Raw genomic sequence first — 25,694 nt, forward strand, 5'->3', positions numbered from 1 at the left:
TTTCGATTTACTTGTAGTAAACCTTCAAGTTTTCGCCTTGTACTAGCAACATACTTTGAATTTTTTTGAAAATTGAAGGAAAAAAAATGCTAAAACTAGAAAAAATAAATCAATATTACGGACAAAGCCACACTTTATGGGATTTGGATTTAGAGATAAAAAAAGGAAGATGTACTTGTCTTATGGGAAGAAATGGAGTTGGAAAAACAACTATCAGTAAAGTAATCATGGGATTACTTCCAATCAAAGATGGAAAAATCATCTATGAGGGAAATGATATATCAAAACTTTCAGACTTCCAAAGAGCAGGAATCGCAATAGGTTATGTTCCACAAGGAAGAGAGATTTTTTCACAACTAACAGTAAAAGAAAATCTTGAAATTGGAGTAATGACAAATAGAAATAAAATCAAAAAAATCCCAGATAAAATCTATGACTTATTTCCAGTTCTAAAAGATATGGCAAATAGAAAAGGCGGAGATTTAAGCGGAGGACAACAGCAACAGTTGGCAATTGGAAGAGCATTATGTATTGACCCAAACTTTTTGATTTTAGATGAGCCAAGTGAAGGAATCCAACCAAATATCGTAGCTCAAATCGGAGAAGTAATCGATTATCTTACAAAAGAAGAGCAAATCACAGTATTGTTAGTAGAGCAAAAACTACCCTTTGCCAGACGACACGGAGATGACTTTTATGTAATAGATAGAGGAAGTGTTGTTGCAAATGGCGAAATAGGGCAACTTAGTGATGAGATTATTAGGAAGTATATGTCGGTATAATAATTTTTCTTTATTTATCTAAAAATAAGTTATAAATAAAATATTTTATTATTTTTTTAAAATAGTAGAGAAGTTGTCTAAATTAGATAAATTCTCTTCTTTTAAAAAATAATATTAATCAAAAGATTTTTGTGTATCAACTATTTCTTTTTCACATAAAGTTTTATCAACTATTTCTAAATTTGGTCTACCAACTAAAAATCCTACACCTACTCCACCTTTTACGCAATATGTTTCATTAGGTTTCATATCAATACTTACAGAAGCTTTTGATTCAGTTTTTGCCCAAATCTCAGTATTCTCATTTGGAGTGATTTCCTTTTCTATAAATCCTCCATTTCTTAGTGTTCCGATAATTTCATCTTTATTATTATTTGTATGAATATCATAATAAACTCCTCCACCTATAAAACTTGATGGTCTATAAACATATAACATAGATTTATTTTCTGATGGTAATTTAAAACTTCCAAATTTTTCACCCTTTGCACCACATCCTGTAAACATAAACGTTGCGCTAATAGCTACAATTAATACACCTACATTTTTTTTATTAAATTTCATTTAACTCTCCTTTTTCTATATGATTTATTATTTGTGAATTTAGATTATCTTTTATCTCTTCTAAACATTCATTTCTCATTGATGTAAAATTAGGATTACCAAATAAGTTTCTAGTATATGTATGCAAACATTTTGCATTATAATCTTTTATAACTCTGTTGTTTTTTATAATTTTTAAATTAGCATTAATAAAAAATAAATTATCCCCTAATGGAAAACCAACAAACAACAAAGGATTAAAAAGATTTATAATATCACTATTTTTACCATTGATATTATATGTTTCATTAATACTATAATCAATATTTATTAAAGAATACTCATCTTTAGTAATGATATTAGGTAAAAATGTTTTTTTACCAATAAGATTAGCTTTGATTTGTTTCGTTGTAATTAAGTTTTTTGAAACAGTTGGTTCAATTAACATTTTATTTGAACAAGCAGTAAATAAAAAAATACATAATGTAGCTAAAGTAAAATATTTAATCATACTCTTATCCTATAATAATCTTTTAACATTATATCAATCAAATGACTCTTAAATGACTCTTTTTAAAAGAATTAAGTAATTGTTGCATAAGTGTTGTTTTTCTCTCATAAATTAAAAATTAAAGACTAAATTCTATATATAATTTCCATCGTTCCCAATGTTCCCCTTGGGAATGTATATGACTTCATCTTAAAGATAAAATAAATAAATAACAAATTGTAATATTTTTAATTATTAATCAAAAAAATTTATATAATTCTTCATATAAATTCAAAAGGCTAAAAAATGCAAAATTTGATAATAAATGAAAATAGTATAAAAGATAAAATTCACACAATAAGAAATCTTCAAGTGATGTTAGATAGAGACTTAGCAGAACTTTATGGAGTTGAAACAAAACATATAAATCAAGCAGTTCGTAATAATCAAGATAAATTTATGGATGATTTTTATTTTGAATTGACAAATAATGAATTTGAAAATTTGCGGTCAAAAAATTTGACCGCAAATTTCTCTAAAACTAGAATAAATCCAAAAGTTTTTACAGAACAAGGTATTTATATGTTAGCAACTATTCTAAAAAGTAAAGTTGCTTCTGAAGTTACGGTTTATATTATAAAAACCTTTGCAAATATTAGAAAACTTATTTCTCAGAATATTCCTATGTTTGAACGATTTGAAAGAATAGAACAAAGATTAACTATCCATGATGAAAATTTTGACAAACTTTTTGATGCTTTAGAAGATAAATCTCTTAAACCAAAACAAGGGATATTTTATGATGGAGAAGTTTTTGATGCTTATGTTTTTATAAATGATTTATTAAAACTTGCAACAAATGAAATAATTCTAATTGATAACTACATTGATGAAACAGTATTTACAATATTTTCAAAATACCCAAATATTAAAATCAAGATTTATACAAAAACTATTTCAAAACAACTAAAACTAGATTTCCAAAAATATCAAACTCAGTACCAAAATATAGAACTTTTTGAGTTCAAAAACTCTCACGATAGATTTTTAATCATTGATAAAAAAGAAGTTTATCATTTAGGAGCTAGTATTAAAGATTTGGGTAAAAAGTGGTTCGCTTTTTCTAAGTTTGAAATAGAAAATCTAAAAATATTAGATTATTTAAAAAAATAAAAGTGTTGCCTAAGTGTTGTTCTCCCCAGCAAAATTAAAAATCAAAAACTAAATCCTATATATAATTTATACAGGTGAAAAAAAAGTAATCTATGATTTTTTGGATAAAATATTTATAGATTAAAGCATGATTTTTAGGAGAAAAATGAGTATTAAGTTTAGTTTTAAAGATGAGGTTTTTTCATTAGATAGTTTGAAACTTCCCTCAAGACATTATCATTTTAATGAGCAAGAAAATTACATAAAGTTACTAAATATTGGTGAGGGAATTTTTCCAAAAGATAGACTTAGAACATCTGTAAAACTTGATAATTCAAACTTAATACTCACAACCGAATCAGCCACAAAAATCTATCCATCAAAAAAAGAGTATGGAATAAATAAAATAGATGTGCAACTTTTTAACAACTCAAATTTAGAGTTTATAAATGATGAGTTGATTTTGTATAAAGATTCACGATATATTCAGTTTTTTAATCTAAAAAGCGATGAAAATTCAACTTTTTTTTATACAGATATTTTGAGTCGTGGAAGAAGTTTTGAAAACTTTGATTTCTCAAAAATGAAAATAAAAAATAGATTTTTTGAAAATGAAAAACTAGAATATATAGAAAAATTCGATATTTTAGGTGATGAACTAAAAGATTATATCACTAGAAAAAGCAGTAAGAATTTTATTTTTGCTAAGTTTTATATAAAAACAAAAAATAATGAAGAGTTCCTAAAACAAATACATCAAAATAACTTCGAATCATTTACCTTTAGTCAAAATAAAAAAATAATCATAGGTGTAATAAGCTCAAACAATATGTCAAATCTAAAATCTAAAATTATGAATGTTTGGAAAATATATAGAGAAAATATGAATAAAAAAGAATTTTCTTTGGGGAAACAGTAAAATTCATATAAATTTTAATATTCTTATTTTTTTTTAAATCTTTATAATAAATATAGAATATATTATGCTTACAATGTATATAATATGCTCATAAATAGTACAATAATTATTAATTTTATTAAAAATCCACTTCTCCTTGAAAATTATTTTTAAAATTGAGCAAATAGTATACGATGATATTATTCAAAAACTGTATGCAATTATGTACTATTCCAATATATTTGATTTTAAGGATAAAAGGATGGGTTTTTTTAAACTAAAAGAACACAATACAAAAGTAGGAACTGAGTTTTCAGCTGGATTTACTACTTTTTTAACAATGATGTATATAGTTCCAGTAAATGGATTTGTACTTTCTGATGCTGGACTTCCTATGGATGCTGTTGTTACTGCAACTGCATTAATTACTATTTTAGCAACACTTTTTTCAGGACTTTGGTCTAATACTCCAATTGCAATGAGTGTTGGTATGGGATTAAATGCATACTTTTCTTATGGATTAGTTTTAGGAATGAATATTCCTTGGCAAACAGCTTTAGGTATTGTATTTTTATCAGGGATTTTATTTGTGATTTTATCACTAACTGAGTTTAGAGTTTGGGTTATGACTTCAATTCCTATGAATTTAAGACGAGCAATTAGTGCTGGTATTGGTGCTTTTATTGCATTTATTGGTCTTAAACAAATGGGAATGATTGTGGCAAATAAAGCTACTTTAGTATCTCTTGGTGATTTTTCAAATCCAAATGTTCTTCTTGGTGTTTTAGGACTTATTCTTTGTTTTATCTTTTATGCTTACAAAGTTAAAGCTTCATTTATTTTATCAATAGCAATAACTTCAATTGTAGCTTGGATTTTTGGATTAGGAAGTTTACCTGAATCAGTGTTATCAATGCCTGCATCTATTGCTCCAATTTACCTTAAATTAGATATTTTTAGTGCTATGACTTTATCTTTATTACCTGTAATTATTACTTTTTTAATTACAGATATGTTTGATACTTTAGGAACTTTGACAGGAGTTGGAACAAGAGCAAATCTTTTCCAAGAAAATAATAAAGAAGATAAATCACTACAAAGAACACTTGAAGCTGATGCTCTTGCAACAACTGCTGGAAGTTTATTAGGAGTTTCAACAACAACTTCATTTGTTGAAAGTGCAGCAGGAGTTGAAGCAGGTGGAAGAACTGGATTAACAGCTGTATTTACCGCAATGTTTTTTGTTACAACTTTGTTTATGTTACCACTTTTTAAATCAATTCCCTCAAATGCAATTTATCCTGTTTTAGTTGTTGTTGGAGTTTTAATGTTTACTGAACTTGGGAAAATAGATTTTAAAGAGTCAGATTTAGCTACAAGTGCAGCATCATTTTTAATTGTTATATTAATGCCATTGACATTTTCAATTACAAATGGGATATCAGCAGGATTTTTAGTATATACAATTATTAAACTAGCAAAAAGAGAATTTAAAGATTTAAATATCGGGATTCTTGTTATTACTCTTATTAGTATTTTGGCATTTATTTTATAAGTAAAAATATTAAAAAAGAGTTATTTTTAGGGATTGTTCCCTAAAAATAAAATTATAAAACAGAAGATAAAAAATTTTGAAGTTCTGGTGTTTTAGGATTTGCAAATACTTCGTCACTAGGACCTGTTTCCCAAACTTTACCTTGGTGCATAAATACAACTCTATCCCCAATATCTCTTGCAAAATTCATTTCGTGAGTTACTAAAATAAGTGTCATTCCCTCTTTAGCAAGATTTTCTAATACTTTTAAAACTTCACCAACAAGTTCTGGGTCAAGTGCAGATGTAATCTCATCACACAATAAAATTTTTGGAGACATAGCAAGTGATCTAGCTATTGCAACACGTTGTTTTTGTCCACCTGATAAGCTGTTTGGATATTGGTTAAACATCTGTTCCATTCCTACTTTTTCAAGACATTGCATTGCTAGTTCTTTACACTCTTTATCAGTTTTATTTAAAACCAATTTTGGAGATAACATTACATTTTCACCAGCTGTTTTATGTGGATATAGATTAAAGCCTTGAAAAATCATTCCACATATTTTACTAAGTCTTAATAATTGAACTTCATTTGCTGTAACTTCTAAATTACCAACTAAAACATTTCCCTCTTGGTGTTCTTCAAGACCATTAATACATCTTAAAAGCGTACTTTTTCCTGAACCAGATCTACCAATAATAGAGATTACTTCTCCTGCATTAACTTTTAAATTAATGCCTTTTAAGACATGTTTATCTCCATAATATTTATGAACATTTTCAATACTAACTAGAGGCATTTAATTTCCTTTCTAAATATTTACTATATCTTGTTAGTGGATAGCAAATTAAAAAATATAATAAAGCAACCATTGCGAACACTTTAAATGGTTCAAATGTTGCATTATTTAACATAGTTCCAGCTTTTGTAAGTTCAACAAAACCAATTATTGAAGCTAGAGCTGTTCCTTTTACAACTTGTACTGAAAAGCCAACAGTTGGTGCAGTGGCTACTCTTATTGATTGGGGAATTATTACATGAAATATTGTTTGATAATAGTTCAATCCCATTGTTTTACAAGCTTCCCATTGTCCTTTTGGAACAGAATCTAAACATCCTCTCCAAATTTCGCATAAAAATGCACTTGTAAATAGTGTTAAAGCCAATGAAGCAGCAGCCCAAGCTCCAATATCTAAACCTAATAATGACAAACCAAAAAAAGCTAGGAATAACTGCATTAATAAAGGAATACCTTGAAATATTTCAACATATAAATTTATACAAAATGAGATAATTGGATTATTCATCATTCGTAAAATACTTAATATTCCAGCAACAACTCCACCACCAATAAATGCAATTAAAGATAATAATATTGTCCATCTAGCTGCCAATAAAAGATTTTGAAATATATCCATATTTGTAAATTGTTCCATTATAAAATCCTTTTTACATTAGATGAGATTTAAATATTTTTTTACTTGCAAAGTTCAAAATAAACCGTAATAAAACTGCAAGAATTAAATAAATAAAAGTAACAACAAAATAAGATTCAAAACTCAAAAATGTTCTTGATTGAATAAAGTTAGCAGTAAATGTTAACTCTTCAACAGAAATTTGTGATAAAACAGATGAACCTAACATAACTATAATACATTGACTAATTAAAGCAGGAGATATTTTGTTAAAAGCTTGGGGTAAAACAATATGGAAAAAAATTTGTGACCATTTTAATCCTAATGTTTTTCCAGCTTCCCATTGACCTTTGTCTGTGGCTTCAACTCCTGCTCGTATAATCTCTGTTGAATAAGCACCTAAATTTATAATCATAGCAATCATTCCAGCTTCAAGTGCTGTTAACTTAAAGCCAAGAGTTGGTAAACCAAAAAATATAAAAAATAGTTGAACTATAAAAGGTGTATTTCTAATAACTTCTACAAAACCTCCAACAAGATTTTGTAAAAAAGTATTTTTCCCTACTCTTGAAGCAGCACCTAAAACTCCTAAGAATACACCAAAAATAGTTGTCGCTGCAGTGATTTGAATAGTTAATATTACACCATTTATAAGCTCTTTATAATATGGTGTTAATCCTACAAAATCCAATTGATAATTCATAAAAATCCTTTATTATAAATCTTTTGGTAAATCAGCTTTTAACCATTTTAATGATGTTTTATTAAGTTCCCCATTTTCTTTTAATTCACTAATTAAATCATTAATAAATTGTTTTAATTCTGCTTGATCTTTTTTCATACCAATAAAACAAGGAGAGTTTTTAATTGCAAATTTAGCTTCAGGTGCACTATTTGGATGTTTTGTTGCAATGTCACTTACGATAACATTTCCAGTTGCTATTAATTTAACTTGTCCAGAAATATAAGCAGAAATCGTTGTATTGTTATCTTCAAATCTTTTAACATTTACACTTGAATCAACTAATTTACTTAATTCAATATCTTCAACAGAACCTCTTGTAACACCAATAGTTTTTCCACTTAATTCAGCTGCATTTGAAACACTTACATCTTTACTTCCAAAAACACCTAAGAAAAATGGTGCATAAGTATTTGAGAAATCAATAGCTTTTTCTCTTTCTGGATTTTTTCCTAAACTTGAAATAATCAAATCAACTTTTCCTGTTTGTAAATAAGGAATTCTATTTGCACTTGTAACGGGAACTAATTGAAGTTTTACATCTAATTTTTTAGCAATAAAATTTGCCATATCAATATCATAACCTTGAACACTCATATCTTTACTAACTGAACCAAATGGAGGAAAGTCTTGAGGTACTGCAATTTTTATTGTTTTTGCCTCTTTAATAGAATCTAAATCTCCTGCATATGCAAACTGACTAGCAAGAATTGCACCAACTGTAAACGCTTTAACTAATTTTTTTAACATCTTTTATCCTTTTGAATTATTGTTGACACTTTATGTAGATTATCTACAATAGTAAATAATATGTATCAATCATTTTCACAATTCTAAGATATGATTTGTATTTAGTCAACACAATATCTGTTTATAAAATAAACATTTAACTATTTTAAATTTAAGACAAATATAATTTATAAATATAATCATAAAAATGTATATTTTATGTACAGAAAAACTGAAATATAATTGTAGACAATAATATATAATTGTAGAACATATTTGATGGAGTATTTATGAATAATAGTGAATTAGCAGTTGATGAAGTAATTATAAATTATATATTTGATGAAATATTTGATAAACGATTTCACCCTGGAATGAAATTATCTGAAAGTGTTTTTGCACAAAAATTTGATGTAAGTCGAGATACCGTGAGAAAAGCTTTTAGTCAATTACAAAGTATGGGAATCGTTATATATAAAAAGAATCAAGGTTTTAATCTAAAATGGCTAACAGAAGATGATACAAAAAAAGTATATCAAGCCAGAAATATTATTGAAGCGGGAATTATTACATTAGTGACTCAAAGATATACTTTAGGATTAATTGACTTATCAGTATTAAAAAATGAAGTTGAAACAGAAAAATATTTAAAAACAACATTTAGAAATGGTGAGTATGTTAAAACATCTTGTGATTTTCATCTAAATCTTGCACTTTTAAGTGAGAATGAATTTTTGATAAATGCCTTAACTCCTCTAATTCCTTTAAGTATTTTAGCTGGATTAGTTTATGAAGATTGTAACTCTTGTTTTTGTTCTTATGATGAACATAATGATTTAATAAAAGCAATTAAATCAAATGATGTTGATTATGCAAAAAGTATTATGAATCATCATTTGCACCATTGTGTGGAAGCGTTAAATTTTAATAAAACAATTGTAGATAAAACTCCAACTGCAAATTTTAGAGAAACAATATGAACTTTGAAATAGAAAACTACCCAAGAGATTTAATTGGTTATGCAAATGAACCAATAAATCCAAAATGGCCAAATAATGCTAAAGTAGCTTTACAATTTGTTTTAAATTATGAAGAGGGAGCAGAAAACTGCATACTTCATGGAGATAAATCATCTGAGATTTTTTTATCTGATATGATAAATCCAGAAGCTTTTGTAGGACAAAGACATAAATCAATTGAATCGCTTTATGAGTATGGTTCAAGGGTTGGAGTATGGAGAATTTTAGAGCTTTTTAAAGAGTTTGATATTCCAGTTACTATTTTTGCAGTTGCAATGGCAGTTGCTAGAAATCCAAAACTAGCAGAATATCTTGCAAAACATGATTATGACATCTGTTCTCATGGATATAGATGGATAAATTATCAGAAAATTGAGGAATCAATAGAAAGAGAACATTTATATAAAAGTATAGAAGTTTTAACAAAAATGATAGGTAAAAGACCACTTGGTTGGTACACAGGACGAGATAGTGAAAATACACGAAAATTAGTTGTAGAAGAGGGTGGATTTTTATACGATAGTGATGCTTATAATGATGATTTACCATATTTTGCTCCTGAAATAACTACAAAACAACATCTTGTAATTCCATATACTATGGACAATAACGATATGAGATTTTTACCAAATGGTTTTTCTTATAGTGAGCAATTTTTTAACTATTTAAAAGATAGTTTTGATGTTTTATATGATGAGGGTAAAACAAATCCTAAAATGATGTCAATTGGTATGCATTGCAGAATTTTAGGACATCCTGGAAAAATTATGGCTATGAGAAGATTTTTGGAATATGTAAGAAAATTTGATGATGTTTGGTTTTGTAAAAGAGCTGATATAGCAAATCATTGGATAAAAAATTTTAAAAATAATAAGGAAAAATGATGATAAATGTAGCAAGTATTGAACTTGGAAGTAAAGTAATTTTTACAACTGATGAATTTTTTGCAAGTGCAGATAGAATGCTTCAAGAAAGTGAAGCTGTATTTAAAGAAGAGTTCGATGAAAATGGTCATTGGATGGATGGTTGGGAAACACGAAGACGAAGAAATGGTGGGAATGACTATTGTATTATTAAACTAGGAACCATGTCAAAAATCAACTCTTTTTTAGTTGATACATCTTTTTTTAGGGGAAATTATCCCTTAGCTATTTCTATTAAAGCATATAATGCAAAAGATATGAAAGATGAAGAATTTTTAGAAAAATATGAAAGCTTAGAGAGTTTTGAACTTTTAGCTCAAAGTGATTTACAAGGACATAATAAACACTCTTTTGATTCAAGTTTTACAAGTGAAATTACTCACTTAAAAGTTGATATTTTTCCAGATGGAGGAATTGCAAGATTTAAAGCTTTTGGCGAAATTTGTTTTGATGAAAAGCTTTATGAACAAGAAAATATAAATGTTATTTCTATGAGAAATGGAGCAAGAGATATTTATACAAACAATGAGTTTTATGGTTCATTAAAAAATATTTTAAAAGATGAAGATGCTTTAAATATGGGTGATGGTTGGGAAACAAGAAGAAGAAGAGAACCAGGATTTGACTGGGGAATTATTGAACTTGCAAAACCAGCAATTATTGATAATATTATGATTGACACAAAGTTTTTTAAAGGAAATTTTGCAGATTCTTTTTCTATTTGTGCTGCATATTTAGAAAATACAACAGATAATTCAGTAATTACGCAAAGTATGTTTTGGGAAGAGTTAATCCCAAAACAAAAATTAACAATGAATAATAAACACTATTTTGATGAGACTTTTTTACTTCATAAAAAACCAATTACTCACATAAGAATCAATATTTTTCCAGATGGTGGAATTTCAAGATTAAAACTATTTGGAAAATTTATTAGAGTTGAAGAGCTTGGAAAATAAGTATGAAAAAAGTTTTAAAACCTATTGCTTTAACTTGTGAAAATTTTGAAGCATATGGAAAAGTATTAAGTGTAGAGCAAAGTGAATCAATTGTTATAAATAATGGTTTTGCCAATAAACATTATAATCTATGTAATATGGATTGTAATGATTTTGGAGGAGTTGCTACTTTTCATTTATATGTTGGTAAAAAAAGAGAGTTTCCTCTAAAAATAAATATGATGGAAAAACATCCATATTTCTCACAAACATTTATGCCAAGAAGTACAAAACCATTTTTATTAGTAGTTGCCCTTGGTGATGAAAAACCTGATTTAAATACATTAAAAGTTTTTAAAACAAATGGAAATCAAGGTGTCTTTTACAAAAAAGCAATCTGGCATTTTCCTTTGATTAGTTTAGAAGATAATGAACAATTTATTGTAATAGATAGAAGTGATTTGGGAAAGAGTGAGAATAAAGTTGTTGATTGTATAGAGTTAGAACTAAGTGAAGATATTGAAATTTTGAAGTAGAAATTATATGCTTAATAAATATACAGGTGCAAAAATAATAATCGTTTTAAATTTGATAAACTAATACTGAAATTTTTAATATATATAATAATTTTAAAAGGAGATAATAAGATGTTTCTTACAAATCGTGAACAAGAAAAACTAATGCTTTATACAGCTTCATGTCTAGCACATGAGAGAAAAAATAGAGGTTTAAAACTAAACTTTCCAGAAGCTACAGCAATTTTGAGCTCATATATAATTGAAGGTGCAAGGGATGGAAAAAGTGTTGCCCAACTTATGGTTGATGCTACAAAAGTTCTAAAAGAAGAGCATGTTATGGATGGAGTGGCTTCCATGATGCATATGGTTCAAGTGGAAGCTACTTTTGATGATGGAACAAAACTTGTTACTGTTCATAATCCAATCCCTTATAAAAATAGTTCAGATTTACCAGGTGCTTATTTAATAGACGAGGGTGAAATAGAATTAAATGCAAATAAACAAGTTATTACTATTGAAGTTGAAAACAAAGGTGATAGACCAGTTCAAATAGGTTCACATTATCACTTCTTTGAAGTAAATAGTGCTTTAGATTTTGATAGAAGCCAAGCTTATGGAAAAAGACTTGATGTTGCAGCTGGAACTTCTGTACGGTTTGAGCCGGGTTCTATAAAAAGTATTAACTTAATAGATTTTAGTGGAAGAAGATATGTGAGTGGATTTAATGGTTTGGTTGAGGGCTTTTTAGATGATGAAAATGTAAAAGCCAAAGCAATGCAAAATCTAAATAAGTTTTTAGGAGTATAAGATGAAGATGTCAAAAGAAAAATATGCTTCAATGTATGGACCAACTGTTGGTGATAGATTTAGACTTGCCGATACTTCGTTGATTGCTAAAATAGAAAAAGATTATACAACTTATGGTGAAGAGAGTAAATTTGGTGGTGGAAAAACTATTCGTGATGGAATGGCTCAAAGTCCAACTGCTGTTGAAGTTGCTGACTTGATTATCACAAATGCAATAATCATTGACTATACAGGTATTTACAAAGCTGATATTGGAATCAAAGATGGAATTATTCTTGCCATTGGAAAATCAGGAAATCCAAATCTATGTGATGGAATAACACATGGTTTAGAAATTGGAGCAAATACTGAAATACTTTCTGCTGAGGGGAAAATTATCACAGCTGGTGGAATTGACACACATATTCATTTTATAAGTCCGGGTCAAATAGATGAAGCCTTAGCTAGTGGAGTAACAACCATGATTGGTGGAGGAACAGGACCAAATACTGGAACAAATGCAACAACTTGTACACCTGGGGCTTGGAATATTGCAAAAATGATTCAAAGTGTGGATGATTTACCTTTAAACTTTGGATTTATGGGAAAAGGAAATAGCTCAAGCAAAGAAGCTTTAGAAGTTCAAATAAAAGCAGGAGCTATGGGGCTAAAACTCCATGAGGATTGGGGAAGTACTCCAAATGCCATAGATACTTGTTTAAGTGTAGCAGATAAGTATGATGTACAAGTTGCAATTCATACAGATACACTTAATGAATCAGGATTTGTGGAAACAACTGTTGGAAGTTTTAAAAATAGAACAATTCACACTTTCCATAGTGAAGGTGCTGGTGGTGGACATGCCCCTGATATTATAAAAGTTGCTGGACTTGCAAATGTACTTCCAGCAAGTACGAATCCCACTTTACCATACACAAAAAATACAATAGAAGAACACCTTGATATGCTTATGGTTTGTCACCATTTAAGTCCAAAAATTCCAGAAGATGTAAGTTTTGCCGAATCAAGAATCAGAGGAAAAACAATAGCAGCAGAAGATGTACTTCATGATATGGGTGCAATTTCAATCACAAGTTCAGATTCACAAGCAATGGGAAGAGTTGGAGAAGTTCTAATACGAACTTGGCAAGTGGCAGACTCTATGAAACAACAGCGGGGAATTTTGGAGGGTGATGATGAAAAAAGTGATAACAATAGAATCAAAAGATATATAGCAAAATATACAATAAACCCAGCAATCGCTTCAGGAATTGATGAATATGTTGGAAGTGTAGAAGTTGGAAAAATGGCCGATTTAGTTTTATGGAATAGAGCATTTTTTGGAGTAAAACCTGAAATTATCATCAAAGGTGGATTTATAGCACTTGCTTTAATGGGTGATTCAAACGCTTCAATTCCAACACCAGAACCAAGTATGTATAGAAAAATGTTTGGAAGTTTAGGTAAAGCAAGTGCAAAAACAAGTGTAATATTCACTTCAAAAGTAGCCCTTGAAGATGATTTAGATGTAAAACTTGGAATCAGTAAATCAATGTTAGCCGTTAAAAACACAAGAAATATAGGTAAAAAAGATATGAAGTTAAATGACTTTATAGGAGATATAAAAGTAGATCCAGAAACTTATGATGTAACAGTAAATGGTGAACTAATAGAGTCAAACTATGTATCAGTAGTTCCAATGGCTAAAAAATATTTTATGTTTTAAGGAATCGTTTTGACATTTAGCGTAATAAAAAAAGTAATAGAGATAAAAAAAGACATTGTTGCAAACGATGAGGTTGAACTCTCTTGGTTTGATATGCAAAAACCAAACTTAACAGCTGTTAGTAAAAAAAATATAAATTTAATAGTAAAAGCGAAATTTACTCACCTGCATGAAAATGATGTTTTAGTTTGTGAAGATGGATATGCAATCAAAGTAAAAAGAAGTGAAGATGAAATTTTTACTTTAGAGTTTAGTGATGCTTTGTCATTTGCAAAAACTGCTTATGAGATTGGAAATAGACATCAACCAGTGATGATTGAAGAGTTTAAAATTATTGTTTTAGATGATATTTCACTTGCTGATATTATCAAAGATTGTTATGCAAATACAGCTGTAAAGTGTGAGAAAACAAAAGGCTACTTTAAACCAAATGGTAAAGCGCACCACAGCCACTAAAATGCAAAAAAGAACAAAACTAAAAAGCCTAAGCAGATTTTTACAAATACTTGATGGAACATTTCCCTCAGGTGTTTTTGTGCACTCTTTTGGACTTGAACCACATATTATAAAAGAGAATGTAAAAGATATAGATGGTTTAAAAATTTATCTAAAAAATCTAATCATTGACCAATACTCAAAAATGGAGTTCGTTTATATAAAAAAAGTTTTTGAAGCTTTAGAAAATAACAAACTAAATTTAGTAAAAAAACTTGATAACCAATATGCTTCATATCTTACTTTTGAGTATGCAAAAGCTTCTAAAAATATGGGAGATAACTATTTCGCTCAAATAAAAAATCTGGCTTCAAAAGATATTGTAAAAGAGTATTTTCAAGCCATAGAAGAAAAAAAATCTGAATCAAATGAGATAATAGTTTTAAGTGCTTTGGCTTATGATTTAGATATTTATATGGAAGATTTTATAGTGATGTGGACGAAAAAGAATCTAATAAATATAGCAGCAACAACACTTAAAATATCAAGAATAAAACCCTCACAAATACAACAAATGTTGTTTGAATTTGATGAGATTTTAGAAGATTTAGGATTTGAAAATATAGAGAATAAAATCACAAATTTTAATCCACTATTCGAGGAAATTATTTTTTCTCATAAAAATCTAGAACCAAAGATGTTTACAACATAACTCGATTTTCTTTTTATCCTATTTCAGCGTTAAAAATTAACTCATTTACTAATAGTAAACTTCGTTAATTTTTGCCTTGAATTAGAATAAAAATCTTAATCGAGAATATTAAAAAGGAGTAATAAATGGCACTAAAAATAGGAATAGCAGGACCAGTTGGAAGTGGAAAAACTTCTTTGATTGAAAGCATAACAAATATCCTAAAAGACAAATACTCTTTAGGAATTGTAACAAATGATATTTATACAACAGAAGATGCAAACTATCTAAAACAGCACCTTGATTTGGATGAAAATAGAATCATTGGAGTTGAAACTGGAGGTTGTCCACATACTGCAATCAGAGATGATATTTCTATGAATCAACGAGCTGTAATTGAGCTTGAAGAGAAGTTTAATCCTGATATTGTTTTTGTGGAAAGTGGTGGAGATAATCTTAGTGCTACTTTTTCTTATGAGTTGATTGATTATTATATGTATATAATTGATGTGGCTCAAGGTGCTGATATTCCTCGAAAAAAAGGAGCTGGTTTACTATTTTCAGATTTGCTAGTGGTAAATAAAATAGATTTAGCACCATATGTGGATGTGGATTTAGAACTAATGAGAAGTGATGTATCAAATAATAGAAAAAATAAACCTTCTGTTTTTATCTCAAAAAAAGATAAAGAGAGTTTAAATCAAGTAGTTTCATGGATAGAGGCTTTAATATAAGCCTTTTATTCAGTTAACTCTTTGATTTTTGCTTCAAGTGATTTTATAACATCGGTTAGGTCATAAATCTTTTTAATTTTTTCTTCATTTGTTTTCATTAAAAGAGCCAACTCTTTTTTTGTAGCGATTATTTCGCCATTGGCATCTCTAAATTTTTCTGCAAGTAGATTTTTTTCTTGTTTTATCATTGCAAGTGTTCTTGCATATTCTTCAGCTTCTTTTGCTTTTACAGTCATAGTTCCATAATATTTCTCATCTACATTGTGCATTTGCATTTCATAGTGGTCTAATTGTCTTTGTCTATTTGCTGTTTTTGCTTTTTGTTCTTCTAATTCCTCTTCTAATCTTGGAATATAAGATTCTACTTGTGAGAGTTTATCTGTTAATTCTTGGATATTCTTTTTATAAGTGAACTCTTTTTTATTAAATTCTTGAATAGTTTTTATAACTTTTTTTTGAAATTCTCTTTTTTCATTATTCTCTTTTGTTGTTGAAAATCCAATTGTTATATATTCTATTCTTGAATCAGTTTTTTGTTTGAAAATTGTATTTTTCAGATAAAAAGCTTCATTGTCTTTTCCAAGAAACTTTGTATTTCCTGTCCAAGGTTCATCATTTTTTAAAGTTTTCCATGTCTCTTCTAAATAATCTTTTGGAATATCTGGATGAATTAAACCATAAAATCCTATCTCTTTTATCTCTTCTAGTGTATATTTTGAAGTCTCTAACATACTTTTATTTGCGAATAAAATATTTCCATTTTCATCCATTTTATAAATCACTGCTACACTATCAACTGCATCTAAATATTTTTGAAGTTCTTTTTGTTTATCTTGAAGTTCTGTTTCAAAAAAAGTTTTTTCACAAACTTCAGTTATTTTTTTTATAAGAATTGTTGTATCAATAGGTTTGATAATATAGTTGCTTACATTTAAATCAATAGCTTTTAATATATTTTCTGATTCACTTCTGGCAGTTGTAAAAATTGTAGGAACAAAATAATCTATTTCTCTAATTTTTTCTAACATATCAAGGCCATTCATAATTGGCATATTAATATCAGAGATGATTAAATCAATTTTTTCATCTGTAAGTTTAGATTTTTCAAATTTGTTTAAACCTTCAAGGCCATTTGAAGCTAATACAACTTCTTTAAATAGTTTACTTAAGAGTTTAGCTAGTTTTTCTCTAGCTAACTCTTCATCTTCTACAAACAGTACTCTTTGGTTTTTTAAAAAATCTGGTGTGAACATTATTCTACCTTTTATTCGTAAGGAGTAACCGATGGAGGAAACTCTTCAAAAGCCTTTTTAATTGAATTTATTATTGAATTTTTATATTTATAATTTTGCATTGGATTTGAAAATTGTAGATAATCAACAGCTCCTTGTTGAGTTTTCTCTTTCTTATAAACAAAAACAACTTTTTTACCAAGTTTTACGCTGTTTTCATAAAGAAGTCTTGCATAATCATTTATATAAGGAAACTCTTTTTCTTTGATTTTATCTCCCCAACAAAAAAACACAAATTTACCACTAGGTATTAAATTTGCTGCGTCTAAATACATAATATCTCTGTCAAATTGAGTTGTTTGAAAAGAGTTATAACTCTCTAAATCACTATTAAATTTTTCTAAAAGCACAGGAATATCAATACTTCTTTCTATTAGATTAAATAGATTTCTAATCTCTACAATTTTACCAGCACAATGTTCTCTCATAGCTTGTTTAAAAACTGTAATATATCCTTCACCTTTTAATTCAATCATTTTTCCAAAGTCTTCAAAGTCTTGTTCTAGTAAATATTTATTTGAATCAAATCCAACTGGAGTTACCATTGGACTGTATAAAAATACAGTTCCAATTATATTTTTCTTTTTATCTTTTGCTGTTTTTATTTTTTCTTTTAACTCTTTAACTGTTATCTCTTCATCTTCTGCATTAAAATACATATAACTTTGCGTTAAAAAAATCTCTTCATATTTAGTTTCAATTGTTCCAAAATACTGCATTAAATTCCCTTGTTTATTATTAAATATATATTATCAAATATTCCTAAATACCTTGCTTATAATTATTTATTTTGATTTTTGATAAATTCTAAGATTTGCACACTCTTTTATAATCTCATTGTAATATTTAGTGTTACTATAATCTTTTTTTAACATATCAAAATATTTTCCATAATTATTTTGGATATAAGAGTTATAAACTTTTTCATTGTTATAAAACCAATATCTCTCAAGTTCAAATCTGCTTAAATCTTTGTTGTAATAATCCTGAGTTTTTGTTGAATAATTTATATCATATAAAGCTAATTCAGCTTTTGCTAACATATAAGTTATTTTGGCTTTAAACTCTTTTTCTTTTGCTTCTTCTTGGGCTTTTGTATAATATTTTATTGCTAAATCAATTTTCTCTTTTTGTAAATCTTTATCATTAAAAGAGTAAACACTTCTATAAACTGTTGTTAAAATATTTGAGTTTCCAAAATAACTAAGATTATATAAAGCATTAGCAAAAAGATAGTTATCCATTACGCTATTTGGATTTTTTTCAAGCTCTTTTTTTATTAGAATAGTTTTTTCTAAAAACTCTTTTACACTCATAACATCTTGTTTTCCACTTCTGTTATTTCCTCTAATTAAGCCATTAAAAGGATTAAACTGAACAAGAGTGCTTAAATAATTAGAGTTTAACTCTAAAGCTTCTTCAAATTTTAGATTATTTATTAGAAGTTTTGTTTTTGCTTCTTGTAGATTATCATTTAAAACAAATTGATTGTTTTGTTTTTTTAATAAATTTTGTTCTAAATATTTTTTTGCAAAATGTTCTTGAATTTTTGATTGTTTTGGCTCTTGCATAAAAATTCTGAATTTTTCTAATAATGCTAAATCAAAAGAAGCTTCATCTAAATAGTTAATATTAGAAGCTAAAAAAGCATAAAATTTGTCATTTTGTTTTAGATATAGTTTTTTTAATACAACAAAAGTATAATCATGAATAGCACTTGAAGTTGTTTCCTCTTTGATTAGTTTTTCCATTTTGTCATAAATTATATTTTCAGTTTCTCTGTCAATTTTTTCTAATTTTTGAAGATATAAAATATAAGAAAAAGTTTGAACTTCATGTGAATTTGGGTATTTATTTAATAAGTCTTTTTCAATAGTTGAAGCTTCAGCAAAATTATTTTCATATAAATTAAAATATCCTAAAGATAAATTAACTAAATACATATCATCTTTATTTATAGTTTTTAAATAATCTACATATTTTTTAAATGGAAAATTTCTTTCAATTTCATTATTTTGATCAAAAAAATGTTGAGTATTTAAAAGCTCTCTATAAAGTGTAAAATCAAACCATTTTGAATTTTTATCAATAGTATAAATATTTTGTAACTCTTCCATTACATTACTATTTTCATTTAAAGCTCTAAGGGCATAAAATTTTGTTTTTTCTTCATTATTTTGTGCTAATTTTAGTAATTCATTCCATTGTTCATTTGTTTTTATATGATGAAAATTGTAGTAACTTAAATGCCAATTTATTCTGTTTTCATCAAATAATTTAGTAAATTCATAAACTCCTTTTACAGTTTGTGCATTTTTAACCAATGCACCAGCGTATAAACCTTGAATCCAATCTTTTACAATAGTATTATTTTTTGAATCTAATAGATATTTATATTTTTCATATAAAGCCAAAGGTTCTTGATTTTTAAAGTGGGCAAGTCTTAGAGCTAAATAAAAGTATCTTAGTTTTAAATATGGTGAATTTACTGTATCTATTTTTGCAACAGCTTCTTTTATTAAAAGATTAAAATCTTTTAAATTTTTTAGTTCATCATTTGAATAATATCCATCACTTACATGTTTTTCTTGTTCACTAACAAAAATCAAATAATCTTTAATCTCTTTGTCTTTTATCAAGTTTAAGTCTTTTCTTTTGTAAACAAAATCTTCAATCTGTTTTGCAGAAAAACTATCATTTAGTTGTTTCATCCACTCTTGAATATTTTTTTCTTTATTGTTTTTTTCATAACTCCAATAAATTGTATTATAAACATTTGCAGATTTTATCTCTTCTGCAATATTTGAAAAGGGTTGATTTCTATGTTCTAAAAATACAAACTCTTTTTCGTTATAATCCCAACCATCAGCGCAGGCAAGTAGGGAAATGTTTAAAATCAGGCTTAAAATAAATGCTTTTAAAATCATTGTTTTCCTTTTATTAGTTTTTCTAAATCATATTTATTTTCATATTTTAAAGTGTAAAAAATCACTTCATTAAATCTATTTTTTGATATTTTAAAAAAATCATCAAAAGCTATTTTTATATCTTCTTTTTCTGAGTCTTCAAATCTAAAAATATCACCTTTATAAACATATCTACCTTTAAAATAAGTACTATTTATAACTTCATATTTATTGTTATCTAAAGCTTTAAAATTTTCATCAAAATCTTTTTTTTCTGCTCCTTCAAAAATATCTAAAGCTTTGTTTTCTCTAAATTGGATAGCTTGAGAATAAAGTGGAAGTGCAAGTTTTAATTTTAATTTATAACTATCAAAATTATAGTGATATTTTTTTGCAATGTCATTATCTAATATAGAATTTTTTGTGTTTATATCTGATATATCAGACATATTGTAATACATCAAAACTCCATAATCAACAGGAGGAATTCCTGTTTTTACATAATACTTTATTTGATGAAGTCGAATAGTTGCACTTAAAGTTTTGTTTAGTTTTATTTTTAAATCTTCAAGAAGTTTAAAATAATTTGACTGAGTACTACTTGACCAATCACAATCTATTTGTAACTCTTCAAAACTTAAATTAGTGGATTTTAGGTTTCTGATAATTTGATTACTAATAATCGAATAATCTACATTTTTCATAGTATCGTTTGTGATATAAACAACAGGAACAAAAATATCATTTGCTTTTGTTTGAAAAATCGTGTTTATAACTTCAATTTTTGAAGAGTAAGAAATATCTAAAACTTTTACATAAACTTTTTGTTTTATCTCTTTTTGATTATAACTATTTTCCCAATGATAAAAAGATATGTTTATTGGTTCTTCTTTTTTATTTTGAATAAAAATAAAACTAACAATCAAAAATACAGCACTTAATAATAGTAAAACTATTCTCATGAAAATCCTTTAAAATGCGTTTATTTTATTCGCTCTATTATTTTTCAACCACTCTTCTTGCAGTTCTTTACTTTTTTTATTATCTGCTCGTTTGCTTATAAATCTAGATTTTACATGGGTTGTTGTTTCATCATTTTCATTGTAAGTATATGTTAGATTTAAATCAGCTAGTTGTACGGCATCTTTGGCTCTTGTTGCTGCTACATAATAGATATTTAACTCTTCATTTACTCTTAGATATGAGAGTTTATTTTTTGTATTTACTATCTCTTTTTTTGAGATAAAATCATCAGCCATTATTACTTGTTCATATTCCAAGCCCTTTGATTTATGGGTAGTTGTAAAAATAATATCAGCTTGATTTTTATCAGTTACTAAAAATTCTTTTATTTTTTTGTTTATCTCAAAAATATTATCTCCGTAAGTATTGATAAACTTGATAATATTTAGATAATCTTGATTTTTTGTATCTTTTGCAAACTGTTCAAGCTCACTTATTGTTTCAAAATCTTTTATTTCATCTATTGTGATTTTGTCATTTTTTTTCTGTTTTAGATAAAAAATAGAATAAACAGTTTGGTTCATAAATGAATAAGAGTTATATCCACCCTCAAAATAAACCTTTTTTTTATCGTGGATAAAATAGACTAATTGTTGGATTAATCCAAAAGTACTTCGAGCTATCACACAAAACTGTTTAGAAAAATCAATATGATTTTTTCCCATCAAAGTGGTTTTCTCTATTCCTGAAATTTTTAGAGGTTTTGAGGAATTTATCTCATATAAACTATTTAGATTATTTTGTAAAACCTTGGCAAAGTTATCTCCAAATCTAAAACTTTGTGTTAAATCATAAGAAGGTAAATCTATTTTATTTAAGGCATTTGTGGCAAATCTAAAGGTATAAATTTGTTGAAATGAATCTCCAACATAAATTCGTCTACAACTTTGATTTTCAACAATTCCAATCATTACATCACTAATATCCTGAGCTTCATCAACTAAAATCAAATCATAAGGCAGATTTGTTGATACTTTTTTATTTAGATAAAACATCTTTAGATAAAAATCGTGAGTTGCATCTATGATTTTGTTTTTCATGGCACTTAAAATTGTTTTTAGATGCTCAATTACTCTTGTTTCATTTTTATTTATTAGTTCAAGTATTTTTGCACCTAGTTCAGATTGTTTTTTGTAAGACTCAATTAGTTTTGAGTCAAGTGCGATTAAAGAAGAGTTACAATAAAAATTTACTAAATCTTTTATCAAAGCTACATATTCAGGAATAGGATAATAGGCTTTTTGATTTATTGTAAGTTCATGTTTAATTAGCAAATTTTCTATAATTTGATTTTTTAAATCATGGGCAAGAGTGTAGTTATAAGCTTCAATTTTATTATATGCTAATGAGTGAATAGTACTTATATGCATAAAAGGCAAATTGTAATCTTTGAGTTTATCTTGTAGTGAAGTTTGCAAAGATTTGTTATATGCTAAATATAAAATCTTTAAATGTGAATTTTTTTTCGCATACTCAAGTAGTGTTGTTGTTTTCCCACTTCCAGCAACGGCATTGATTTTAAATGAGAGTTTATCGCTATTGATTATCTCTTCTTGTTCTTTGGTTAATATCATCTTGGAATTGTAGCAATACAGACTAAATTGCCGATAAAAAAGTCGATTGAGAGAAAAAGATTTTAAATTTATTTTTACTCAGATTGCTCAGATTATATAAGTAAATTACTCAGATTGTTATGTTAGAATAGTAATAATAAATATACAGGGGAAATCAAATGAGTATAAGAAATAAAATTGTTATGGCATTTTTGGTATTGTTGATGTTATCAATATCATCAAGTGTTTATGTTTCGTATAATATATCAAGTATGAAATCAAATGTTAATGAGCTTGCAGATGTGAATTTCTCTGGAATTACATTTTTACTCGAAGCTGATAGGGATTCATATCAGTCAAATGTGGCATTAATTCAGATTATGAATTTAGATGATAACGAAAAAATAAATAAGTTAATTACTAAAGGTGTAAATGATAATGTATTACAAGTTTTTCAAAGATATGAGAAATTTAAAGCAAGATTAGCTGATAAATTATCTGCTAATAAAGATAAATTTGATGAATTTGAAAAATACTATGCATTAACAAAAGCTAACACAGAAAAGATTGTGAGTTTCGTAAATAGTAAAAATATTACTGAAGCAAAAAGTTTTTATTTTACTACTTATCTTAAAGATTATGAATCTATGAGAGATTTAATTGATTTCTTTACAGAAGAAACTTATAAAATTATTGATTCAAATAAAAAAGATACAAGTGATTTAATTGAAGTTTCTTTAACTGTATTTTTAGTAATTGCATTATTAACAATTTTTATAACGATTTTATTTTCATATTTATTAGGTAAAAATATTAATAGTTCTATTAAAAAATTACAAGATGGACTTTTAGGATTTTTTGCTTTCTTAAATAAAGAAACAAAAGATGTAGCAATGCTTGATACAAGTTCAAATGATGAAATTAGTAAAATTTCAGAAGTTGTAAACTTTAATATTGATAAAACAAAAAAATCTATAAGTGAAGATGAACATTTAATTGCAGATGTTAAAAAAGTAGTTGAAGTTGTTAAAACTGGTAATTTAAGTACTAAAGTAAATGCAAATACACAAAATGAATCTCTTGAAGAGTTAAAAGTAATTTTTAATGAAATGTTAAAAGTTATAGCCCAAAAAGTTTCAACTGATATAAACAAAATTGAAGGTGCTTTAACTCACTTCCAAAATATGAATTTTGCTTATAGAATTCCTGATGCAACAGGTCAAACAGCTATTGGATTAAACTCTTTAGCAAAAGTTATAAGTGATATGTTGGTTTTAAATAAAACAAATGGATTATCACTACAAGATAGTGCAGATTATCTTTTAACAAATGTTGATAAATTAAGTAGAGCATCAACACAAGCAGCAGCTAGTATTGAAGAAACAGCGGCAGCTTTAGAAGAAATAACAAGTAACATGTCAAGCAATACGCAAAATGTAATGCAAATGGTTACTTATGCAAATGAACTTACTAATTCTGCAAATGAAGGACAAAAACTTGCAAGTGAAACAACAGTTTCAATGGATGAGATAAATACACAAGTTAATGCAATAAATGAAGCAATAACAGTAATTGACCAAATTGCATTCCAAACAAATATTCTCTCATTAAATGCAGCCGTAGAAGCAGCAACAGCAGGAGAAGCTGGAAAAGGATTTGCGGTAGTTGCAGCAGAAGTAAGAAATCTTGCAAGTAGAAGTGCAGAAGCAGCAAAAGAGATAAAAACATTAGTAGAAAATGCAACAGGAAAAGCAAATAATGGTAAAAAAATTGCTGATAAAATGATTCTAGGATATGGTGGATTAACTGAAAATATTTCTAAAACAATGCAATTAATTAAAAGTGTAGAGGTTGTTATTAAAGAACAACAACAAGGAATTGCCCAAATTAATAATGCGATTAATTCATTAGACCAACAAACACAAGCAAATGCAATAGTTGCTAGTCAAACAAAAGATATAGCAAATGAAACACAAAGTATTGCTTCAATTATTGTTGCTGATGCAAATGAAAAAGAGTTTGAAGGTAAACATGAGGTTAAAGCAAAAAAATCTAATAATACAAAAGCAGTTGAAATAAAACAAACTACAACTCCAAAAGTTCAAGCTAAGAAAGTTGAATCACATAGCACTCCAAAAGTTGAAGTTAAAAAAACAGTAACTTCAAATGTAAAAGATAATGACGAGTGGGAGAGTTTTTAAAACTCTCCTTTTAAAGTAATTTTGTTATAATTAGAACTATTTAATACCATTGAATATTAGGAAAAGAAATGAAAAAAATAGTTTTAAGTTTATTAGTTTTAGTCGCTTTAGTAGGTACAATATTTTTTGTTAACAAACCTGCAACTTCAAATGATTTAACTCAAAATAATTCAGAACAAAACAATTCACAGCAAAGTGCTACAGATTCAAATAATTCTGAACAAACACCTCCAATTACTTCTGAACAAAATAGCTCAGAACAAACAGCTCCTGTTCAAAATATTGAAACAAATAAGGGGAAACCTAAGTTAATGGGTTTAAAAGAAAAAGCCCTAAAAGGTGATCCAAAAGCTCAAAATGACTTAGGTAATATGTACGCAAATGGTTCTGCGATAGGTCAATCTGATAAAGAAGCATTAAAATGGTTTGAACAATCAGCAAATCAAGGATATGCAGAAGCTCAATACAATCTTGGAACTATGTATCAAAATGCAATAGGCGTAGATCAAGATTTAAAAAAAGCTGCTATGTATTATCGATTAGCTGCTAATCAAGGACATAAAGAAGCTAAAGTTAATCTTGAAGTATTATGCCAACAAGACTCTACTTTATGTAACTAATTTTAGGAAAAAGTTATATCTTTTTCCTACTGCACTCTAAA

Annotated in this window: 26 protein-coding genes; 15 read left to right on the plus strand and 11 right to left on the minus strand. The window is 27.2% G+C overall.

Annotated elements, in window-relative coordinates:
* Nucleotides 1-86 precede the first annotated feature (86 nt).
* Nucleotides 87-782, plus strand: a complete 696-nt coding sequence (gene urtE / locus AVENP_RS05540; RefSeq protein WP_128358889.1) for an urea ABC transporter ATP-binding subunit UrtE — start codon at nucleotides 87-89, stop codon at nucleotides 780-782.
* Nucleotides 783-896: 114 nt separating this feature from the next.
* On the opposite strand, the gene AVENP_RS05545 is transcribed toward urtE, so the two are convergent.
* Nucleotides 897-1,346, minus strand: a complete 450-nt coding sequence (locus AVENP_RS05545) for a DUF2846 domain-containing protein (RefSeq protein WP_128358888.1) — start codon at nucleotides 1,344-1,346, stop codon at nucleotides 897-899.
* Nucleotides 1,336-1,836 (minus strand): hypothetical protein, encoded by a 501-nt coding sequence (locus tag AVENP_RS05550; protein WP_128358887.1) that lies wholly within the window; start codon nucleotides 1,834-1,836, stop codon nucleotides 1,336-1,338. The genes AVENP_RS05545 and AVENP_RS05550 overlap by 11 nt, the downstream gene beginning before the upstream one ends.
* A 285-nt stretch (nucleotides 1,837-2,121) precedes the next feature.
* Between AVENP_RS05550 and AVENP_RS05555 the strand changes: the two genes are divergently transcribed.
* The 3 genes from AVENP_RS05555 (at nucleotide 2,122) to AVENP_RS05565 (ending at nucleotide 5,420) form a co-directional block, all read left to right on the plus strand.
* Nucleotides 2,122-2,988, plus strand: a complete 867-nt coding sequence (locus tag AVENP_RS05555) for an ORF6N domain-containing protein (RefSeq protein WP_128358886.1) — start codon at nucleotides 2,122-2,124, stop codon at nucleotides 2,986-2,988.
* Between the two features lie 145 nt (nucleotides 2,989-3,133).
* A complete protein-coding gene (locus AVENP_RS05560) occupies nucleotides 3,134-3,886 on the plus strand; it encodes an urease accessory protein UreD (RefSeq protein ID WP_128358885.1) in 753 nt (250 codons plus the stop codon).
* A 241-nt stretch (nucleotides 3,887-4,127) separates the two neighbouring features.
* A complete protein-coding gene (locus AVENP_RS05565; RefSeq protein WP_128358884.1) occupies nucleotides 4,128-5,420 on the plus strand; it encodes an NCS2 family permease in 1,293 nt (430 codons plus the stop codon).
* 52 nt (nucleotides 5,421-5,472) lie between these two features.
* Here AVENP_RS05565 and AVENP_RS05570 read toward each other — a convergent pair whose 3' ends face one another.
* Genes AVENP_RS05570 through AVENP_RS05585 form a run of 4 tightly spaced genes read right to left on the minus strand, consistent with a single transcriptional unit; the run spans nucleotide 5,473 to nucleotide 8,309 of the window.
* Nucleotides 5,473-6,201 carry an amino acid ABC transporter ATP-binding protein gene (locus AVENP_RS05570; protein ID WP_128358883.1) on the minus strand — a complete coding sequence of 243 codons (729 nt, stop codon included), beginning with the start codon at nucleotides 6,199-6,201 and terminating at the stop codon, nucleotides 5,473-5,475.
* Nucleotides 6,188-6,838, minus strand: coding sequence for an amino acid ABC transporter permease (locus AVENP_RS05575; protein ID WP_128358882.1), 651 nt, complete (start codon nucleotides 6,836-6,838; stop codon nucleotides 6,188-6,190). The genes AVENP_RS05570 and AVENP_RS05575 overlap by 14 nt, the downstream gene beginning before the upstream one ends.
* A gap of 13 nt (nucleotides 6,839-6,851) precedes the next feature.
* Entirely contained in the window at nucleotides 6,852-7,520 is a 669-nt protein-coding gene (locus AVENP_RS05580) for an amino acid ABC transporter permease (RefSeq protein ID WP_128358881.1), read from the minus strand.
* A gap of 12 nt (nucleotides 7,521-7,532) precedes the next feature.
* Nucleotides 7,533-8,309 carry a transporter substrate-binding domain-containing protein gene (locus tag AVENP_RS05585; protein WP_128358880.1) on the minus strand — a complete coding sequence of 259 codons (777 nt, stop codon included), beginning with the start codon at nucleotides 8,307-8,309 and terminating at the stop codon, nucleotides 7,533-7,535.
* A 269-nt stretch (nucleotides 8,310-8,578) separates the two neighbouring features.
* On the opposite strand from AVENP_RS05585, the gene AVENP_RS05590 reads away from it, so the two are divergent.
* The 9 genes from AVENP_RS05590 to ureG all read left to right on the plus strand — a co-directional run bounded on the left by AVENP_RS05590 (nucleotide 8,579) and on the right by ureG (nucleotide 16,058).
* Nucleotides 8,579-9,268 carry a GntR family transcriptional regulator gene (locus tag AVENP_RS05590; protein WP_128358879.1) on the plus strand — a complete coding sequence of 230 codons (690 nt, stop codon included), beginning with the start codon at nucleotides 8,579-8,581 and terminating at the stop codon, nucleotides 9,266-9,268.
* Complete coding sequence (gene puuE / locus AVENP_RS05595) at nucleotides 9,265-10,191, plus strand: allantoinase PuuE (RefSeq protein ID WP_128358878.1); 927 nt, start codon at nucleotides 9,265-9,267, stop codon at nucleotides 10,189-10,191. The genes AVENP_RS05590 and puuE overlap by 4 nt, the downstream gene beginning before the upstream one ends.
* A complete protein-coding gene (gene alc, locus AVENP_RS05600) occupies nucleotides 10,191-11,189 on the plus strand; it encodes an allantoicase (RefSeq protein WP_128358877.1) in 999 nt (332 codons plus the stop codon). The genes puuE and alc overlap by 1 nt, the downstream gene beginning before the upstream one ends.
* Nucleotides 11,190-11,191: 2 nt before the next feature.
* A complete protein-coding gene (locus AVENP_RS05605) occupies nucleotides 11,192-11,704 on the plus strand; it encodes an ureidoglycolate lyase (RefSeq protein WP_128358876.1) in 513 nt (170 codons plus the stop codon).
* Between the two features lie 111 nt (nucleotides 11,705-11,815).
* Nucleotides 11,816-12,493: an urease subunit beta gene (locus AVENP_RS05610; protein ID WP_128358875.1), complete on the plus strand. Its 678-nt coding sequence runs from the start codon at nucleotides 11,816-11,818 to the stop codon at nucleotides 12,491-12,493.
* 1 nt (nucleotide 12,494) lies between these two features.
* Nucleotides 12,495-14,198 (plus strand): urease subunit alpha, encoded by a 1,704-nt coding sequence (gene ureC / locus AVENP_RS05615; RefSeq protein WP_128358874.1) that lies wholly within the window; start codon nucleotides 12,495-12,497, stop codon nucleotides 14,196-14,198.
* Between the two features lie 9 nt (nucleotides 14,199-14,207).
* On the plus strand, nucleotides 14,208-14,654 hold the full coding sequence (locus tag AVENP_RS05620; RefSeq protein ID WP_128358873.1) for an urease accessory protein UreE: 447 nt from the start codon (nucleotides 14,208-14,210) through the stop codon (nucleotides 14,652-14,654).
* 1 nt (nucleotide 14,655) lies between these two features.
* The gene (locus tag AVENP_RS05625; protein WP_128358872.1) at nucleotides 14,656-15,345 is read left to right on the plus strand and encodes an urease accessory protein UreF; all 690 of its coding nucleotides are present in this window, start codon (nucleotides 14,656-14,658) and stop codon (nucleotides 15,343-15,345) included.
* 125 nt (nucleotides 15,346-15,470) lie between these two features.
* Entirely contained in the window at nucleotides 15,471-16,058 is a 588-nt protein-coding gene (gene ureG / locus AVENP_RS05630) for an urease accessory protein UreG (protein ID WP_128358871.1), read from the plus strand.
* 5 nt (nucleotides 16,059-16,063) lie between these two features.
* On the opposite strand, the gene AVENP_RS05635 is transcribed toward ureG, so the two are convergent.
* The 5 genes from AVENP_RS05635 to AVENP_RS05655 all read right to left on the minus strand — a co-directional run bounded on the left by AVENP_RS05635 (nucleotide 16,064) and on the right by AVENP_RS05655 (nucleotide 22,853).
* Entirely contained in the window at nucleotides 16,064-17,311 is a 1,248-nt protein-coding gene (locus AVENP_RS05635; RefSeq protein WP_128358870.1) for a response regulator, read from the minus strand.
* An 11-nt stretch (nucleotides 17,312-17,322) separates the two neighbouring features.
* Nucleotides 17,323-18,069: a hypothetical protein gene (locus AVENP_RS05640; protein WP_118885999.1), complete on the minus strand. Its 747-nt coding sequence runs from the start codon at nucleotides 18,067-18,069 to the stop codon at nucleotides 17,323-17,325.
* Nucleotides 18,070-18,135: 66 nt separating this feature from the next.
* Nucleotides 18,136-20,277: a hypothetical protein gene (locus AVENP_RS05645; RefSeq protein ID WP_128358869.1), complete on the minus strand. Its 2,142-nt coding sequence runs from the start codon at nucleotides 20,275-20,277 to the stop codon at nucleotides 18,136-18,138.
* Nucleotides 20,274-21,218, minus strand: a complete 945-nt coding sequence (locus AVENP_RS05650; protein ID WP_128358868.1) for a hypothetical protein — start codon at nucleotides 21,216-21,218, stop codon at nucleotides 20,274-20,276. Before AVENP_RS05650 ends, AVENP_RS05645 begins: the two co-directional genes overlap by 4 nt.
* Before the next feature lie 9 nt (nucleotides 21,219-21,227).
* Nucleotides 21,228-22,853, minus strand: coding sequence for a UvrD-helicase domain-containing protein (locus AVENP_RS05655; RefSeq protein WP_128358867.1), 1,626 nt, complete (start codon nucleotides 22,851-22,853; stop codon nucleotides 21,228-21,230).
* A gap of 158 nt (nucleotides 22,854-23,011) precedes the next feature.
* Between AVENP_RS05655 and AVENP_RS05660 the strand changes: the two genes are divergently transcribed.
* Both AVENP_RS05660 and AVENP_RS05665 read left to right on the plus strand, forming a co-directional pair.
* On the plus strand, nucleotides 23,012-25,033 hold the full coding sequence (locus AVENP_RS05660; protein WP_128358866.1) for a HAMP domain-containing methyl-accepting chemotaxis protein: 2,022 nt from the start codon (nucleotides 23,012-23,014) through the stop codon (nucleotides 25,031-25,033).
* A gap of 68 nt (nucleotides 25,034-25,101) precedes the next feature.
* A complete protein-coding gene (locus AVENP_RS05665) occupies nucleotides 25,102-25,653 on the plus strand; it encodes a tetratricopeptide repeat protein (protein ID WP_128358865.1) in 552 nt (183 codons plus the stop codon).
* Nucleotides 25,654-25,694: the final 41 nt, after the last annotated feature.

Source organism: Arcobacter venerupis, from assembly GCF_013201665.1.
GTDB classification, from domain to species: domain Bacteria; phylum Campylobacterota; class Campylobacteria; order Campylobacterales; family Arcobacteraceae; genus Aliarcobacter; species Aliarcobacter venerupis.